Origin of the sequence: Agromyces sp. PvR057 (assembly GCF_040547485.1) — a bacterium.
GTDB lineage: Bacteria > Actinomycetota > Actinomycetes > Actinomycetales > Microbacteriaceae > Agromyces.
This window is the reverse complement of the sequence record NZ_JBEPPT010000001.1, coordinates 1,464,993-1,482,538: the sequence shown is the minus strand read 5'-3', so window position 1 is coordinate 1,482,538 and position 17,546 is coordinate 1,464,993. Positions and strand designations below refer to the sequence as shown.

General features: G+C 72.2%; 13 protein-coding genes. 5 read left to right on the top strand and 8 right to left on the bottom strand.

The window, feature by feature from the left end:
• Window positions 1–4: 4 nt before the first annotated feature.
• The 8 genes from ABIC29_RS06705 to ABIC29_RS06670 all read right to left on the bottom strand — a co-directional run bounded on the left by ABIC29_RS06705 (window position 5) and on the right by ABIC29_RS06670 (window position 13,476).
• Window positions 5–820 (bottom strand): copper chaperone, encoded by an 816-nt coding sequence (locus ABIC29_RS06705; protein WP_354243797.1) that lies wholly within the window; start codon window positions 818–820, stop codon window positions 5–7.
• Window positions 817–2,211, bottom strand: a complete 1,395-nt coding sequence (locus ABIC29_RS06700) for a tyrosinase family protein (protein WP_354243794.1) — start codon at window positions 2,209–2,211, stop codon at window positions 817–819. The genes ABIC29_RS06705 and ABIC29_RS06700 overlap by 4 nt, the downstream gene beginning before the upstream one ends.
• 100 nt (window positions 2,212–2,311) lie before the next feature.
• Window positions 2,312–5,719, bottom strand: coding sequence for a lamin tail domain-containing protein (locus ABIC29_RS06695; protein ID WP_354243791.1), 3,408 nt, complete (start codon window positions 5,717–5,719; stop codon window positions 2,312–2,314).
• 335 nt (window positions 5,720–6,054) lie between these two features.
• Entirely contained in the window at window positions 6,055–7,080 is a 1,026-nt protein-coding gene (ilvC, locus tag ABIC29_RS06690) for a ketol-acid reductoisomerase (RefSeq protein WP_354243788.1), read from the bottom strand.
• Between the two features lie 70 nt (window positions 7,081–7,150).
• Window positions 7,151–7,660, bottom strand: a complete 510-nt coding sequence (ilvN, locus tag ABIC29_RS06685; RefSeq protein ID WP_116081426.1) for an acetolactate synthase small subunit — start codon at window positions 7,658–7,660, stop codon at window positions 7,151–7,153.
• Between the two features lie 2 nt (window positions 7,661–7,662).
• A complete protein-coding gene (locus tag ABIC29_RS06680; RefSeq protein ID WP_354243785.1) occupies window positions 7,663–9,465 on the bottom strand; it encodes an acetolactate synthase large subunit in 1,803 nt (600 codons plus the stop codon).
• A 44-nt stretch (window positions 9,466–9,509) separates the two neighbouring features.
• Entirely contained in the window at window positions 9,510–11,204 is a 1,695-nt protein-coding gene (ilvD, locus tag ABIC29_RS06675; RefSeq protein WP_116081424.1) for a dihydroxy-acid dehydratase, read from the bottom strand.
• A gap of 10 nt (window positions 11,205–11,214) precedes the next feature.
• Complete coding sequence (locus tag ABIC29_RS06670) at window positions 11,215–13,476, bottom strand: bifunctional alpha,alpha-trehalose-phosphate synthase (UDP-forming)/trehalose-phosphatase (protein WP_199471378.1); 2,262 nt, start codon at window positions 13,474–13,476, stop codon at window positions 11,215–11,217.
• Window positions 13,477–13,586: 110 nt separating this feature from the next.
• Here ABIC29_RS06670 and ABIC29_RS06665 point away from each other — a divergent pair, with 110 nt between their 5' ends.
• From ABIC29_RS06665 to ABIC29_RS06645, 5 genes are all read left to right on the top strand, one after another.
• The gene (locus ABIC29_RS06665) at window positions 13,587–13,775 is read left to right on the top strand and encodes a hypothetical protein (RefSeq protein ID WP_116081423.1); all 189 of its coding nucleotides are present in this window, start codon (window positions 13,587–13,589) and stop codon (window positions 13,773–13,775) included.
• A 123-nt stretch (window positions 13,776–13,898) separates the two neighbouring features.
• Entirely contained in the window at window positions 13,899–14,333 is a 435-nt protein-coding gene (locus tag ABIC29_RS06660; RefSeq protein WP_116081422.1) for a hypothetical protein, read from the top strand.
• A gap of 153 nt (window positions 14,334–14,486) precedes the next feature.
• Complete coding sequence (locus tag ABIC29_RS06655; protein WP_116081421.1) at window positions 14,487–15,149, top strand: biotin transporter BioY; 663 nt, start codon at window positions 14,487–14,489, stop codon at window positions 15,147–15,149.
• Window positions 15,146–16,366 (top strand): AMP-binding enzyme, encoded by a 1,221-nt coding sequence (locus tag ABIC29_RS06650; protein WP_116081420.1) that lies wholly within the window; start codon window positions 15,146–15,148, stop codon window positions 16,364–16,366. Before ABIC29_RS06655 ends, ABIC29_RS06650 begins: the two co-directional genes overlap by 4 nt.
• A complete protein-coding gene (locus ABIC29_RS06645; protein WP_354243778.1) occupies window positions 16,363–17,511 on the top strand; it encodes a thiolase family protein in 1,149 nt (382 codons plus the stop codon). Before ABIC29_RS06650 ends, ABIC29_RS06645 begins: the two co-directional genes overlap by 4 nt.
• Window positions 17,512–17,546: the final 35 nt, after the last annotated feature.

The window sequence follows — 17,546 nt, the reverse complement described above, 5'->3', positions numbered from 1 at the left end:
GCCCTCACCCGCCCAGCAGGGTCGAGCCGACGGCGCCGATGCCGGCGACGACGATGAGCGCGAGCGGCACGGGGTCGCGCCACGCACGGGGATGGCGCGCCTCCCACCAGACCGACAGGCTCGCGGCGGCGAGCACGACGACGCTGTGGCCCGGCACCATCGCGAGCATGAGCGGTCCGCAGAGGATCGCGCAGCGACGCCACTCGACGGCCCCGGCACGGGCGGCGGTGCGGATGCCGCGACCGCCGCCGGGCGCGATCGGCGGCGTGACGGCGCAGCGCGTCAGCAGTCGGGCACGCCGGGCCGACCAGCGCGCGAGGCCCGCGACCGTGAACGCGGCGAGCTGCCACCAGAGGCTGCCGGCCGGGATCGCCGCGAGCTGGGCGAACGCGCCCGCGACGACCCCGAACGCGAGCCAGAGCATGGTCGAGACGGCGATCGCGACGATCGGGAGCCCGATCCGCCAGCTCGGGAACGATCCGCCGGCGATGCGGTTCGCGAGCGGCACGAGCAGGGGCCACATCATCGCGACGACCATGAGCAGCCAGCCCGCGATCCACGCCGGCGTGACGGCGACGGATGCCGCGGCGTCCGTCGCTGGGCCCGTGGCCGAGCCGAGCGGGTCGACGGCCCCGAGCCCGTGCGCCCCGCCGTGCGAGCCGGAACCCGCGCCGGGCGGTCCCGGGATCGGCAACGCGCCGAGCAGGAGCACCGCCCAGGCCGCCCCCGAGAGCACGGGCAGGGCATCGCCCACCCGCGTGCCGTTGGAGCGACCGGTCCGGCGCCGCGATCCGAGGGTGCGACCCGTCAGCAGGCTCATGGCGACTGCACGTACACGGTGACCTGGGCGACCGAGATCGCACGCTCGTCGGCGCCGCCATCGCCTTCGCCTTCGCCATCGCCCGCGGCCTCCGCCGCTGGCAGCAGCCGCACGGTGAGCGCCCCGCCGGTCCATCCTTCGGCGAGCAGGTCGGGCAGCACGGGCGAGGCGTCGACGAGGTAGTTGCGCACCTCGTCGTCGGGCGTGCCGGCGAGGCCGAACGTCGAGAAGCCGCGGACGAGATGGGCCTCGGCGTCGGGCGTCGAACGGATCTCGACGTCGTACGCCGCATGCGGCTCATGCGCGGTCGCGCCGGCGAGCTCGAGCATGAGCCGGGTCGGGGCCGCCTCGTCGAGCGAGAGTCCGCCGCCCTCGAACGGGATCTCGCGTTCCTCCCCCGACGCGAGATCGAAGGTCGCGGCCACCGGCTGCCATTTCTGCGCCTCGTCCAAGCCGAGCCCCCCTCCCCGCGCGGCGATGATCGCCGCACGTCGTTCGGCGACCTCGTCGGCGAGCACGTCGGCGAGCACGACGGACTCATACTCGTAGTCCATCGGCTCGCTCGCGAGATCCTCGACCGCCGCCATGGCGTAGGTCTTCGGCCGCTGCTCGTCGCCGAACCAGAACGTCGACGAGTCCCAGGCCGACCGCAGCTCGGGTGGCGTGTCTGCAGCATCCGTCAGGCGCACCGAGCCCTCGAGCGAGAGCCACACCTCCCAGAGGCGATCGATGTTCGCGTGGTGCAGCCAGAACACCGGATCGCGCCCGGCCGTCGCGGGCGAGCGCATGACCCCGCCGATCGCCATGTGCACGTAGTTGTGCGGGCGGTCCTCGACCGTGCCGAAGAACTGGTCGGGCAGTGCACCTCCGAAGCCCGGCTCGCGCTCGAGCAGGTAGTGCGGCTGGGCGAGCGCCTCGACGATGTCCGCGCTGTCGGCGGGGATCGGCTGCGACGCACGGGCCGGGGAGAACAGCGGATTGTCGACGAGCTCGCCGTCGACGGTGCGCTGCTCGACGGTGAACTCGACCGCCAGGCGCCGCGTCGACCCCGGAGCCGAATAGTCCCAGTACGGGAGTGCCCAGTCGTCGTCGCCCGAGGCGTCGCGGATGCTCCGCTCGAACCAGGCGAGGTAGGCCCGGTGCCACGGCAGGAAGAAGAGCGACGCGTGCGTGCACTGCGCCCACGCCGGGCGGCGCTGCGTGAACTGGTCGACGCCGTGCGTGTTCGCCGCCCACATCCACGAATCGGGTCGCGGCGGGCCGGCGGCATCCCTCGCCTTCATGCGCTCGACGCCCCTCGCGTAGGCGTCCATGATCGGATGCCACGTGCCGGTCTCGGCGGTGGCCCGATCGCCCACCGTCAGCCCCGCGATGTCCCTTCGAATGCGCATGACGACCCCCCTGGTCCGGATGTGCGGGATCTGTATACCACCGGGCCGGTGGGGCGTCCAGAGTGCTGCCCGCACAGTTCTCGCACGGGCCGGCGCCCCGTCACCCGGCGACCAGCAGCGCCTCCGTCTCGACGAGCTTCGGGTACTGGAAGGTCACGTCGACCGAGAAGTCGTCGTCCTCGGCGGTGTAGCGATCCTGCAGTCCGTCGGCCAGGATCCGCCACGGCCGCGAGTTCGACGGCGTGCCCTCCGATCCGTCCTCCGGTCGGAACTGCTCGTAGTCGTACGGATGGCTCGCCGCGGCGTCGAGGGTCGACGAGATCGTGTCGACCGAGATCCTCCCCCCGCCGAGGTCGAGCTGCAGCAGCCGCTGGAACCCGGTCGCCCGCTCCCCCGTGTGCGTGCGGAACTCCTGATAGTCGGCGAGCATCTCGACGACCGTGTGGCCGTCGAGGCCTCCGGCGTCCTCGGTCACGATCCGGCCGAGGCCGTGGAAGTGCCCCGAGAGCACGGCGATGACGTTGCGGTTCGGCGCGATCACGCGGCTCCAGAGCTCGCCGCCCCGCGAGAGCCAGCGCGACCCGGTCGAGCGGCCGGCCGAGACATCCGCGAGCTCGGGGGTCACATGCTCGTGCGTCGAGACGATGACGTTGTACGCGGGGTGCCCGGCGACGACGCCCTCGGCCCAGTCGAGTTCGCGCTCCCCGTAGGCGTACGGCAGCGAGAGCATGAGGAACCGAGCGCCGTCGCGCTCGAAGGTGCTGAAGTTTCCGCTGTTGTCGTCCGGGGCGATCGACCCGGCGTACCACGGCCGCCCCGAGTATCGCGAAGGCCCGAAGTACTCGTTGAACAGGTCGTTGCTCGCGCCGCGCTTGTTGTCGTGGTTGCCGGGCAGCACGCTGTTCGGGACGCCGGCGTCATCGAGCACGGCCTGCATCGTCGACGCGACCGCGAACTCGCGACGGGCGCGATCCTCGCGCTGGCCAGGATCGACCCAGTTCTGCACGAGGTCGCCCGTGTGCGTCGCGAACGCGATCTTGCGCGAGTCGGCGTTGGCTGCGATCCACCCGACGACGTCGGCGTACACCTCGGGGTAGGCCTCGCTGAGGTACTGCGTGTCGGTGATGTGGCTGATGGCGAGGTCGTAGTCGTCCGGGTCCTCGAACGCGCCGTCGGCGCCGTGCCGGGCCGCATCGGCGCGCCTGGGCGCGCTCTGCACGAGCAGCTCCACGCGGCCTCCGGACGTCTCTCCCGCACGCACCCGGCCCGACAGCGTCACCGTGGAGCCGTCCGCGCCCGACCGGGCGTCGAGCCTGCGCCAGACGTCGGCATCGGGGTCCCGCACCGAGAGCGCGAGTTCGGCACGACCGGCGCCGTGACCCGTCCACGAGACGACGCCGCCGTCGGCGAGGTCCGGATCGGTGGCGTCGAGGACGAGGCGGAGGTACGGGAACGCGAACGCGTCGTCGGAGGCCGCGAGGCCGGCTGCTCCACCCGTCGCCGCATCCGGCGTCGGCAGCGGAACCTCGCCCGAGGCGCGATGCTCGACGAGCCCGCCGCCCTCGGTCGCACCGCGCGCCGCCTCGAGGACGATCGCCCCGGCACCGTCGCCGACGAGCCGACGGGCCCGCGCGGTGCCGCCGCCGCCGGTCGAGGCGTCGAGGCCGACGCGGGTGGAGGCATCCCGGCCGACGAGCCGAACCGCCGCGTCCTCGCGCTCCCGCCCGAGCGTGGCCGCGAGCCCTGCCGCGGCCTCCTGCGCGAGCACGGCGGCCTCGACCCACTCCGCCCGGTCGATGGTTCCCGGTGTGGCGCCCTTGACGACGAAGTCGCCCGCATCCGTTCCGGTGAACCGACTGCGCTGGTAGGTCTCGCCGCGCAGCCGATCGGGCTGGAACGTCGTGAGCGAGACCCCCTTCGTGCACGGGCTCCGGCGCTCGTTCGGCTCGTCCATCTCGTTCGCGAGGTACACGCCGACGCTGTCGACCCGCCGCCCGCCGGCGTCCTCGACCCAGACCCCCGTGCCGAGGAAGTCGAACGCCGTCGCGAAGCGCGCATCGGCGGATGCCGCGGCCTCCGTTCCGTCGAGGGCCGCGGTCCATGCCTCGCCCGGCGCGAGACGGGTGCCGTCGGCGATCGTCACGAGGGTCGCCTGCTCGCGCGCCCCGTCGACGCCGCACTGCACGAGCCGCCAGCCGCTGAGATCGGCCGTGGCGTCGCCGTAGTTGCCGAGCTCCACGAAGTTCTGCTGCGTCGCCCCCTCGATCGAGCTCGGGTCGTCGGCCAGTTCGCTCACCGCGATGCCCGGCCGACCGTCGTACGCGAACGGGGTGCGGAAGACGCTGCGCTCCGACGTCGCGTTGGCCTCGCCCGGGGTCCGCGGCGCGATCACGAACCTGGCGCCGCCCGCCACGGGGTCGGCGACGCGCTGCCACGACTCGCCCGCCCTGGCGTCGAGCACCGACTCCAGCTTCGAGGCGTCGAGCTGGCAGGCCGTGTCCGGCCCGTTCGAGACGCTCACCTGATCGATGCGGCGCCCCGAGGCATCCGCCAGCAGCACGCCGAACGTGGTGTCGGCAAGCGAGGTCGCGGCGCGCACGTCTGGCTCGGGCTCGCCCGCACGCCGGGTGAACCCGGGGCCGCCGATCACGAACCGCCCGCCCGCCGCGATCCGGTGTCCGGCCGGGAACGTGTACTGGCGGGTCTCGCGCGACGCCGTCCCTGCGGCGGTGCAGCGGAACACCGACCACCCGCCGACCTCGACCGCGGTATCGCCCGGGTTCCCCAGCTCGACGAGGTCGTCGCCCGAACCGGCAGGCCCGGCTGCGGCCACCTCGTCGATGCGAACGGATGCCGCGACCGGCCGCTCGGCCCGTGCGACGTTCGCCCCGCCCGGCGTCGCCGTCGCGCGCACGAAGTCCGCGACGACGTCGCCCGTTCGCGCGACCCGCTGCCAGCTCTCCCCCGGAGCCGACGTGAATGCGAGCGTCTCGGGCAGGTTCGCACCCTCGGTGCACTCGCTCGCGACGGGCGCGGGGTCGCTCGGGTACACGCCGACCGCGTCCATGCGGCGACCGTCGGGGCCGACGAGGATCAGCCCGAAGCCGCTGCGATCGTAGGGCTGCGTGAACCGGGCGTCGGCCGTGCGCCCGTCGGGAAGCTGCGCGCCGACGCGCGCGACCGTGAAGCGCTCGCCCGGCTCCAGCAGGACGTCGTCCAGCACCGCCTCCGGCCGGCCGACATTCGCACGCAGGCCCTCGGCGCTGCAGCGGAACACGTTCCATCCGCGCAGGTCGACGGCGACATCGCCCGCGTTGCGCAGCTCGAAGAAGCTGAACGCGCCGTCGGCGCCGTCGCCGTTCGCGAGCTCGTCGATGACGACGTCGGACGCCGCGCCCGAAGCGGGCTCGACCGCCTGCGCGACCTGCGGTGGGAGCGCACCGAGCAGTGCGGAGGCGATGAGGATGCCGATGACCGAGGCCGTCGGCAGGGTGTGTGGGGTTCGCACCTGGCGTGTTCCGCGTCGCACACCCTCACGCTCGCGTCAGCGGATGAACGAGCGGCGACCTGCACCGAAGTGTCGTGTGAACGCGGGACGACGGCCGGACGCCGAACGGCGGGGCCGGCCGAAGCCGACCCCGCCGTTCGCGGGTGGTGCTGTGGGACTCGCGTCAGCGAGCGACCTCGCCGTCAGCGCCGCCGCGTGCGCGGCGCGGCATGAACACCGGTCACGGAGAGGGCGGAAGGTCCGCTCGCGTCAGCGAGCGACCTCGCCGTCAGCGCCGCCGCTTGCGCGGCGCGGCATGAACACCGGTCACGGAGAGGGCGGCAGGTCCGCTCGCGTCAGCGAGCGACCTCGCCGTCCACGTAGTCGTCGTCCGACGAGTTCCACGCGAAGAGCGCGCGCAGCTCGCGGCCGGTGACCTCGATGGGGTGCTGCTCGCCCTTGGCGCGGAGCGCGAGGAACTCGGGGGCTCCGGCGTCCTGGTCGGCGATGAAGCGCTTCGCGAAGGCACCCGACTGGATGTCGTCGAGCACGGCCTTCATGTTCTCCTTGACGCTCGGGTCGATGACGCGGGGGCCGGAGACGTAGTCGCCGTACTCGGCCGTGTCGGAGACCGACCAGCGCTGCTTGGCGATGCCGCCCTCCCACATGAGGTCGACGATGAGCTTCAGCTCGTGGAGCACCTCGAAGTAGGCGATCTGCGGCTGGTAGCCGGCCTCGGTGAGGGTCTCGAAGCCGTACTGCACGAGCTGCGAGACGCCACCGCAGAGCACGGACTGCTCGCCGAACAGGTCGGTCTCGGTCTCTTCGGTGAAGGTCGTCTTGATGACGCCGGCGCGGGTGCCGCCGATGGCCTTGGCGTACGACTTGGCGAGGTCCCAAGCGGTGCCCGAGGCGTCCTGCTCGACTGCGATGATGTCGGGGATGCCGCGGCCGGCGACGAACTCGCGACGCACGGTGTGGCCGGGGGCCTTCGGTGCGACGAGGATCACGTCGACGCCCTCGGGCGCCTCGATGTACCCGAAGCGGATGTTGAAGCCGTGGCCGAAGACGAGGGTCTTGCCCTCGGCGAGGTTGTCCTTGACGGACTCGGCGTAGATGTGGCGCTGGAACTGGTCGGGCGCGAGGATCACGATCACGTCGGCCCAGGCGGATGCGTCGGCGACGCTGAGCACGCGGAAGCCGGCCTCTTCGGCCTTCGGCGTCGACTTCGAGCCCTCCTTGAGGCCGATGACGACCTCGACACCGGAGTCACGGAGGTTCTGCGCGTGCGCGTGGCCCTGCGAGCCGTAGCCGATGACGGCGACCTTCTTGCCCTGGATGAGCGAGAGGTCGGCGTCCTTGTCGTAGTAGATCTCAGCCATGATGCTGTCTTTCTCCTTGTGTGCGGTTCGGTGACGGATGCCGCGGCAGCGCGCCGCGGCATCCGGTCGGTCAGTTCTTGAAGACGCGTTCGGTGATCGATTTGCCGCCGCGCCCGATGGCAAGCAGGCCGGACTGGGCGATCTCGCGGATGCCGTAGGGCTCGAGCACCCGGAGGAACGCGGTGGTCTTGCCGGAGTCGCCGGTGACCTCGATCACGAGCGCGTCGGTCGAGACGTCGACGACGCGTGCGCGGAAGAGGTTGACGGCTTCGAGCACCTGGGAGCGGGTCGAGTTGTCGACGCGGACCTTGATGAGCAGGTGCTCGCGCTGCACCGACTGGGCGGGGTCGAGCTCGACGATCTTGATGACGTTGATGAGCTTGTTCAGCTGCTTCGTCACCTGCTCGAGCGGGAGCTCCTCGACGTCGACGACGACCGTGATGCGGGAGAGCCCCTCGATCTCGGAGTGGCCGACCGCGAGCGACTCGATGTTGAAGCCGCGGCGGGCGAACAGGCCCGCGACGCGCGTGAGCAGGCCGGGCTTGTCCTCGACGAGGAGGGACAGAACGTGGGTCGACATGGTCAGTCCTCCTCGCTGAAGGCCGGCGAGTGATCGCGGGCGTACTGGACGTAGCTGTTGGAGACACCCTGCGGCACCATCGGCCACACCATGGCGTCGGCCGAGACGACGAAGTCGATCACGACCGGGCGGTCGTTCGTCTCGAGCGCGAGCGTGATGGCCGCGTCGATCTCGTCTTCCTTCGTGACGCGGATGCCGAGTGCGCCGTAGGCCTCGGCGAGCTTGACGAAGTCGGGCACCCGCACGCTGTCGTGGCCCGTGTTCAGGTCGGTGTTGGAGTAGCGGCCGTCGTAGAAGAGCGTCTGCCACTGCCGCACCATGCCGAGCGACGAGTTGTTGATGATCGCGACCTTGATCGGGATGTTGTTCAACGTGCAGGTCGCGAGCTCCTGGTTGGTCATCTGGAAGCAGCCGTCGCCGTCGATCGCCCACACGACCCGGTCGGGCTCGGCGACCTTGGCGCCCATCGCGGCGGGAACCGCGTAGCCCATGGTCCCGGCGCCGCCGGAGTTGAGCCACGAGTTCGGACGCTCGTACTTGATGAACTGCGCGGCCCACATCTGGTGCTGGCCGACGCCCGCGGCGTAGATGCCCTCCGGGCCGGTGAGCTCGCCGATGCGCTGGATCACCTGCTGCGGTGCCAGCAGTCCGTCGGTGGTCGGCGAGAACCCGAGCGGGAACTCGGCGCGGAGTCCGTCGAGCGTGGCCCACCATTCGCTGATGTCGGGGGCGCCGCCGGCGATCTGGTCGGCGTACGCCGTGCGGAGGTCGACGAGGACGTCCTTCAGGTCTCCGACGATCGGCACGTCGGCGACGCGGATCTTCGAGATCTCCGCGGGATCGATGTCGACGTGCACGACCTTGGCGTTCGGCGCGAACAGCGCGGCCTTGCCGGTGACGCGGTCGTCGAAGCGAGCGCCGAGCGCGACGAGCAGGTCGGCTTCCTGGAGCGCGATCACGGCCGGGACCGTGCCGTGCATGCCGGGCATGCCGAGGTGCTGCTGGTGCGAGTCGGGGAACGCGCCGCGCGCCATGAGCGTCGTCACGACGGGCGCCCCGGTCGCCTCGGCGAGCTCGAGGAGCTCGTCGGACGCGCGCGAACGGATGACGCCGCCGCCCACGTAGAGCACCGGGCGCTTGGCCTCGGCGAGCAGCTGGGCCGCCGCGGTGACCTGCTTGCCGTGCGCCTTCGTGATCGGACGGTAGCCGGGCAGGTCGATCTTCGGCGGCCAGGAGAACGTGAACTTCGCCTGCTGCGCGTCCTTCGTGATGTCGACGAGCACGGGTCCGGGGCGACCGGTCGACGCGATGTGGGCCGCGGCCGCGATCGTCGCCGGGATCTCCTCGGCCCGCTTCACGAGGAAGGAGTGCTTGGTGATCGGCATCGTGATGCCGACGATGTCGGCCTCCTGGAACGCGTCGGTGCCCATGAGGTTCGAGAACACCTGGCCGGTGATCGCCAGCAGCGGCACCGAGTCCATGTGCGCATCGGCGATGGCGGTGACGAGGTTCGTCGCGCCGGGGCCGGAGGTCGCGATCGCGACGCCGAGCTTGCCGGTCGACGAGGCGTACCCCTGGGCGGCGTGGCCCGCGCCCTGCTCGTGGCGCACGAGGATGTGGCGCAGCTTCTTGCTGTCGAGCAGCGGGTCGTAGACGGGGAGGATGGCGCCGCCGGGAAGTCCGAACACGTCGGTGATGCCGAGCATCTCGAGCGAGCGGACGACGCCCTCGGCCCCGGTGATCTCCACCGGGGCGTGCGGAGGCACGAGAGCGGGCGACGGCACGGGACTGGATTCCGTGGTCATTCGGTTCCTGTTCTGATGAGCGATGTGAACGGAGTGCGCAGTACTCAGCCCGTTGTGGCGCCTTCGGCAGCCGAGCGCACGAGCTTGGAGTACTTCGCGAGGACGCCTCGGGTGTAGCGCGGGGGAAGCGGAGCCCAGCCTTCACGGCGGGCAGCCAGCTCGGCATCATCGACAAGTAGATCGATGGAACGAGCTGCGATATCGACCCGTATCAGATCACCATCGCGCACGAAGGCGATGGGACCTGCGTCCACCGCTTCGGGTGCCAGATGGCCGATGCACAGTCCGGTTGTGCCGCCTGAGAATCGACCGTCCGTCAAGAGTAGTACATCTTTTCCGAGCCCGGCGCCCTTGATCGCGGCCGTGATGGCGAGCATCTCGCGCATGCCCGGGCCGCCCTTCGGGCCCTCGTACCGGATGACGACGACGTCGCCCGCCTTGATCTCGCCGGCGGTGAGGGCGTCCATGGCGGCGCGCTCGCGCTCGAACACGCGCGCGGGGCCCTCGAACGTCGCCGCGTCGAACCCGGCGGTCTTCACGACCGCGCCCTCGGGTGCGAGCGACCCGTGCAGGATCGTGAGGCCGCCGGTCTCGTGGATCGGGTTGTCGAGCGTGCGCAGCACCTCGCCGTCGAGCGGCGGGAGGTTCAGCTCCTCGAGGTTCTCGGCCATGGTCTTGCCGGTCACGGTCAGCACGTCGCCGTGCAGGAGGCCCGCGTCGAGCAGCGCCTTCATGAGCACGGGCACGCCGCCGCGGCGGTCGACGTCGTTCATGACGTACTTGCCGAAGGGCTTGAGGTCGCCGATGTGCGGCACCTTCGCGCCGATGCGGTTGAAGTCGTCGAGCGTGAGCTCGACCTCGGCCTCGCGTGCGATCGCGAGCAGGTGCAGCACGATGTTCGTCGAGCCGCCGAGCGCCATGCCGACGGCGATGGCGTTCTCGAACGCCTTCTTCGTGAGGATCTGGCGTGCGGTGATGCCGTGCTTGAGCAGGTTGACGACGGCCTCGCCCGAGCGGTGGGCGTAGTAGTCGCGACGACGGTCGGCCGAGGCCGGCGAGGCGGAGCCGGGCAGCGAGAGGCCGAGCGCCTCGGCGACCGAGGCCATGGTGTTCGCGGTGTACATGCCGCCGCAGGCACCCTCGCCTGGCGCGAACGCGCACTCGATGCGGTGGGCGTCCTCGGCGCTCATGGTGCCGGCCTTGACCGCGCCGACCGCCTCGAACGAGTCGATGATCGTGATGTCCTTCTCGGTGCCGTCGGACAGGCGCACCCAGCCCGGGGCGATCGAGCCGGCGTAGAGGAAGACGGACGAGAGGTCGAGGCGGGCAGCGGCCATGAGCATGCCGGGGATCGACTTGTCGCAGCCGGCGAGCAGCACGGAGCCGTCGAGGCGCTCGGCCTGCATGACGACCTCGACCGAGTCGGCGATGACCTCGCGCGAGACGAGCGAGAAGTGCATGCCCTCGTGGCCCATGGAGATGCCGTCGGAGACCGAGACGGTGCCGAACTGGAGCGGGTAGCCGCCGCCGCCGTGCACGCCCTCCTTCGCCGCCTGCGCGAGGCGGGCGAGCGACAGGTTGCACGGGGTGATCTCGTTCCACGAGCTCGCGATGCCGATCTGGGGCTTGTCCCAGTCGGCATCCCCCATGCCGACGGCGCGGAGCATGCCCCGGCTGGTCATGGCCTCGATGCCATCGGTTACGGTGCGACTACGCGGTTTGGGATCGAACTCCGACATGCTGTCGAGTCTATTGCCAGCGGGAGGCCCCTTCGGCCGCCGCTTCACGCGCCGTCGCAAGGCGTTCGAGCAGCTCGGCCACGTCGTCGGGATTGCGCACGCGGTAGGGCGCGATGGACTTGCCCTGGCCGACCTTGACCCCGATGTCGCCGTCCTCGAGCGAGGCGAAGGCGTCCTCGTCGGTCACGTCGTCGCCGACGTAGAGCGCCGCGGTCGCGCGGGCGTGCTGGCGGAGCCTGATGAACGACTCGCCCTTGTCGGTGGACCGGACGGCGAACTCGATCACGGACTTGCCGGTGCGCACCGTGACGCCCGCCAGCGCCTCGGCGACGCGCTCGCGCGCCGTGGCCTGCACCGCGGTCGCGGCGGTCGAGGTGAGTCCGCGGGTGTGCAGCGCGAGCCCCGCAGGCTTGCGCTCGACCCTGGCGCCGTCGACGCCGTCGGCGACCTGCTCGATGATGCGGGTCAGCTGCTCGAGCTTGAGCACCTCGGCATCGCGGAGGTCGAGGGTGATCGCGCCGGTGTCGAGCTTCAGCTCGACGCCGTGCGACCCGCTCAGCAGGACGCCGTCGCCGGGTTCGGCGACGTGCCCGAGGCTCTCGAGCGCTCGGCCGGAGACCAGGGCGACGCGGGTGTCGGGTGCGGCGACGAGGCGCGCCATCGCGGCCCGCGCCCGCTCGGTCGCCCTGGCGTCGTCGGGTCGGTCGACGAGCGGCGCGAGGGTGCCGTCGAAGTCGAGCGCGACGAGCAGCCGCTCGGTCGACGCCAGCTCCTCGATCGCCCGCTCGAGGGGTTCGGTGATGCCGGGTTTGATGATGCCGGCGCCCGTCAGCGTCTCGAGGAAGCTCGCCGACCACTTCGCCACGTCGTTGTCGAGCACCCGCCGCCGCAGGGCCCGCATGCGACGCGTGCGCTCGCGCCGCGGCATCCGCACCGCCTCGACGATGGCGTCCTTCAGGCCCTCGATGTCGTGCGGGTTCACGAGCACGGCCTGGCGCAGTTCGTCGGATGCCCCGGCGAACTCGCTCAGCACGAGCACGCCGTCGCCGTCGAACCGGCAGGCGACGTACTCCTTGGCGACGAGGTTCATGCCGTCGCGGAGCGCCGTCACGAGCATCACGTCGGCCGCCAGGTAGAGCGCGACCATCTCCTCCCGGGGATAGCCGTGGTGCAGGTAGGCGATGGCCTGGTGCCCGAGCGTGGCGTGGTCGCCGTTCAGGCGCCCCACCGTGAGCTCGATCTCGTCGCGCAGCTGGCGGTAGGTCTCGACGCGCTCGCGCGACGGGCTCGCGACCTGCACGAGGGTGACGTCCTCGACCTGCAGGCGGCCGTCGCGCAAGAGCTCGCCGAACGCCTTCATGCGATGCCGGATGCCCTTGGTGTAGTCGAGCCGGTCGACGCCGAGGATGATCGTCTCGGGGTTGCCGAGGCTCGCGCGGATCTCGGTCGCGCGGGCCTGGACCTCTGGTCGCCTGGCCATCTCCTCGAAGCCCGCAGCGTCGATCGAGATCGGGAACGCCCTGGCGACGACGCGACGCACGTCGGCGTCGGGGGTGGTGGTGTCGGTGATCGGCACGTCGATGACGGTGCCGTGCGTGCGGTAGCCGTACAGGCGGCGCACGGCGCGCGAGAAGTTGCCGGCGTCGGCCACGCGCTGGAAGCCGATGACGTCGGCCCCGAGCAGCCCGTCGATGACCTGACGACGCCAGGGCAGCTGCGAGTAGATGCCGTATGCGGGGAACGGAATGTGGTTGAAGAACCCGATGACGAGGTCGGGCCTCGCCTCGCGGAGCATGCGCGGCACGAGCTGCAGCTGGTAGTCCTGCACCCACACCACGGCGCCGTCGGATGCCGCGCGCGCGGCGGCCTCGGCGAAGCGCCGGTTGACCCGCACGTAGGCGTCCCACCATTCGCGGTGGAACGACGGGGGCGCGATGACGTCGTGGTACAGCGGCCACAGCGTGTCGTTCGAGAAGCCCTCGTAGTACTCCTCGAGCTCGGACTCGCTGAGCGGGACGGGGATGATCGAGATGCCGTCGTGCTCGAACGGCTCGAACTCCCGGTCGGCGACGCCGGCCCAGCCGATCCAGGCGCCGTCGGCGGCCCGCATCACGGGCTCGAGGGCGGTGACCAGTCCGCCGGGAGAGCTCTTCCACCCCACGCTGCCGTCCGGTTGCTCCTCGTAGTCGACGGGCAGGCGGTTGGACACCACGATCATGTCGTAGGCGTGATCGACGTACAGGTCTTCGGAATCCGGGTGAACGGCGTTCATGCGACTGGAGTCCCTCCTCGCGCTCCTCCTCAGGCTAACAGCGGCTGTGCGGTTGCGACCGGCCGGTCAACCCCTCGCCACGGGGTCGCGACGGCGGGTAGCGTTGCGGCATGCGCAAGTACCTCTTCAGTGGAGCAGTCCTCGGTGCCATCATCAGCGGAGTCGGCGTCGTGCGCGCCACGGCGTCGGGTCCCCGCGACTGGCGCCTGCTGCTCATGTGGGTCTCGTGGGCCGCGAGCCTCGCGATCGCCATCGGCACGGTCGCCGAGGAGGCACGCGAGGGCGAGCTGACCGAGTAGTCTCAGTCCGTCCCGCCGATTGCGGCGTGTTCACCGGCATCCTGACCCCGTTCGGGACGACACTGGATGCAGTTCCGCACGGCCCGAACCGTGCGGCCGCCGATCCCACGAGAGGGGCCACCGATGTTCCGCCGTTGGCGCAGAGCGAGGCTTGCCGCACAGGCCTCGGCACACGCCGCCGCCAAGCCGCCGCGCCCCACCGCGGCCGACCTGCGTGGCGAACACCTCTTCGAGCTGCTGAACGCGAAGCTCTCGGAGTTCATCGGCCCGAACGGCGCCTGGTCGCTCGTCCGCCGCGCCGAGGGCGACACCGACCGCATCTTCGACGCGGTCATCACACACCAGATCTCGGCCGAGCTCACCCGCGCGGTGCTCGACGAGCGCGATGCCGTCGCCGTCGTCGTGCCCGCAGAGGCCGAGCCGCTCGCGCTGAGCTGGGAGCCCGCTCCCCTCGTCGTGTGGGCCGAGCCGGTCGATGAGACGACGGATGCCGGGGTCGAGACGCTCCACGAGACGCCGGTCTACGCCGAGCACGAGTTCGAGGCGCGCGCGGCCTGATCCGCGATCCCACCGCCGCCGCTCCAAAATCCGACGCGGATTCTTGTACGGCGATGGGAGCGCGCGATGCCACCGCTTGCCTAGCGTGATGAGCGGGTCATCCGGCCCGCACGGGTCGATCGGCCCGGATCCGTCACGACTCGGGAGGCCCCGATGACCGCCGCTGAGCCCGCCACGCACGATTCCCTCGCAGACGACGAGCACGCCCGCCGCCCGAAGCGCCGCGGCACCGCGACCGATCTCGCCCAGATCGCCGTCTTCGCCGCGCTCATCGCGGCGCTCGGACTGCCGGGCGCCCTGTACCTCGGCGGCACGGCCGTGCCGATCACGTTCCAGACCCTCGGCGTGATGCTCGCCGGCGCCATCCTCGGTGCGCGCAAGGGCTTCCTCTCGGTGCTGCTGCTCATCGCGCTCGTCGCCGCCGGCCTGCCGCTCCTCTCGGGCGGCCGTGGCGGGCTCGGGGTGTTCGTCGGCCCGTCGGTCGGGTACCTGCTCGGCTGGCTGCTCGGGGTGGTCGTCATCGGCTGGGCGACCGCTCGCCTCCTGCCGAAGTACCGCGTCCTGCCCGCCCTGCTCTGGACGGCGCTCGGCGGCATCGTCGCCATCTACCTCGTGGGCGTCCCCGTCTTCGCCGCGATCACCGGCACCCCGCTCGGCGTCGCCCTCGCCGGCGCGGCCCTGTTCCTGCCGGGCGACGTGATCAAGGTCGTCATCACCGTGTTCGTCGCGAAGGGCGTGCACCGGGCGTGGCCCGGCCTGATCACCCCGCGTCCGTGGCCGTGGAGGCGCGAGAAGCCGGTCTCCGCCACGGCATGAGCACCTGGCTGAACGGATCCGCCGCCGACGTCGCCCTCGACTTCGGCGGCGAAGCCGTGCGCTTCGGCGAGCTGGCGCGCGCCGTCGGCTCGGCGGCCCTGCCCTCCGGGACCGGGCCGCTCGGCTGCCCGGTCGGCACGGATCCGATCTCGCTCGTCACGCGCGTGCTGGCCGCCCTCGATCGCGGCAGGCCCGTGCTCGTCGGCGGCACCCAGCGCGAGGCCGACTCCGTGGCACGCCAGCTTCCGGTCGGCACCGAACTCGCCCTGCTGACGTCGGGATCCTCCGGTGCGTCGCCTCGCGTGGTGGCCCGCACGAACGCCTCATGGCTCGCGTCGGCCGAACCGCTCGCCGTCCTCGCGGGCCTCGGCTCTGGCGAGCGCATCGCCGTGACCGGCCCGCTGCACGTCTCGATGCACCTCTACGGCGTGCTGCACGCGCTCTGGCTCGGCGCCACGGCGACCGACTCGCTCACCGGCGCGGACGCCGTGCACGCCACCCCGACGCGGCTCGCACGCACGCTCGACGCGGGCGACGCGCCGCCGTCGGCGATCGTGGCAGGAGCGGCGCTCAGCCCGGTGCTGCGCGAGCGGGCGGCCGCACGCGGCATCCGACTCACCGAGTACTACGGTGCGGCCGAGCTCTCGTTCGTGCTCGCCGGCCATGGCGGCCCGCTGCGCGCGTTCCCCGGCGTCGAGGTCGAGCTGCGACCGGATGCCGCGGGCGACGTGCTCTGGGCCAGGTCGCCGTACCTGGCGCTCGACGTGCTCGGCCGTGGCATGCTTCGGCGCGACGCCGCGGGCTTCGCCACCGTCGGCGACCTCGCCGAACCCACTGGCGACGGCGGGCTGCACGTGCTGGGACGCGGGGACGAGGCCATCACGACCGCGGGGGCCACGGTGGTCGCCGAGTCCGTCGAGACCGCGCTGTGCGGCCTGGCCGGCGTGCGCGCCGCGGCCGTGCTCGGCGAACCCCACGCATTGCTCGGGGAGCGCATCGTGGCCGTCGTCGAACTGGCCGACGGCGCCTCCCTCGACGAGGTCGTGGCGGCAGCGCGTCGCACGCTCCCGGTCGAGGAGCTGCCGAGACGCTGGTTCGCGGCGCCCGTGCCGTCGACCGCGGCGGGCAAGGTCGCCCGCGGCGCCCTGCGCACGGCGATGTCCGACGGGGCGCTCGGCACCGCGCATCCCGTCATGGCGGATCGGAGCGACGCATGATCGGCGCACCGGCCGGCGGCCACGCGGTCATCGTGGCCGCTCGGCGCACCGCGATCGGCACGGCCGGCCGCGGGTTCGCGACGTGCACGGTCGATGCGCTCGCGGCGTCCGTGCTCGCCGAGGTCGCGCGGCTCGTCGCGCCGTCGGGCCTGGCGGTCGACGACGTCGTGCTCGGCAACTGCATGGGCCCCGGCGGCGACGTCGCCCGCGTCGCCGCCCTGCGCGCGGGGCTCGGCGCCGACGTTCCGGGGGTCACGGTCGACCGGCAGTGCGGCTCCGGACTCGACGCCGTGCTGCAGGCCGCCTCACGCGTGAAGGCCGGGGACGCGCGACTCGTGCTCGCCGGCGGCGCCGAGTCGGCGTCCACGGCGCCCCACCGCTCCTGGCCCGGGTCCGGCGAGCGCTACGCGCGGGCCCCCTTCGCTCCCCCGGGGTTCCCGGATCCCGACATGGGCCCGGCCGCCGATCGGCTCGCCGTCGAGCGCGGCATCACGCGCGCCAGGCAGGACGCCTGGGCCGCGCGCTCGCACCGGCTCGCGGCATCCGCTCGCGAGGCCGGCGTCTTCGATGCCGAGATCGTCGCCGTCGACGAGGTCGCCCGCGACGACCGGCCCCGGGCGAGCCTCGATGTCGCGCGCCTCGCCAGGTTCGCCCCCGCCTTCTCGGCGGATTCCGACGCGACCGTGACGGCGGGCAACTCGTGCGGGTTCTCCGACGGCGCGGCCGCGATGGCCGTGACGACGGAGCGCGTCGCGCGCGAGCTCGGACTGCCCGCGCTCCGGATCCGCGCCGTGGCCCTCGCGGCCGGCGACCCCGCCCTTCCCGGCATCGGGGCCGCGCCCGCCGCGCGCGCGGCCCTCGACCGATCCGGGCTCTCCGCGCGAGATCTCGGCTTCGTCGAGATCACCGAGGCGTTCGCCGCCCAGGTGCTCGCCGTCGCCGACGAGCTCGGCCTCGACGAGGAGCTCATCAGCGGCGACGGCGGCGCCATCGCCCTCGGGCACCCGTGGGGGGCATCCGGCGCCGTGCTGCTCGTGCGCCTGGCCGCGCGCATGGCGGCGAGCGACGACGAGAGGCCCGGACTCGCGGCCTGCTCGATCGGCGGCGGTCAGGGCGTGGCCGTGATCGTGGAGCGGCTCGCATGAACGCGGTTCGCACGAGGACGGTTCACACGACCACG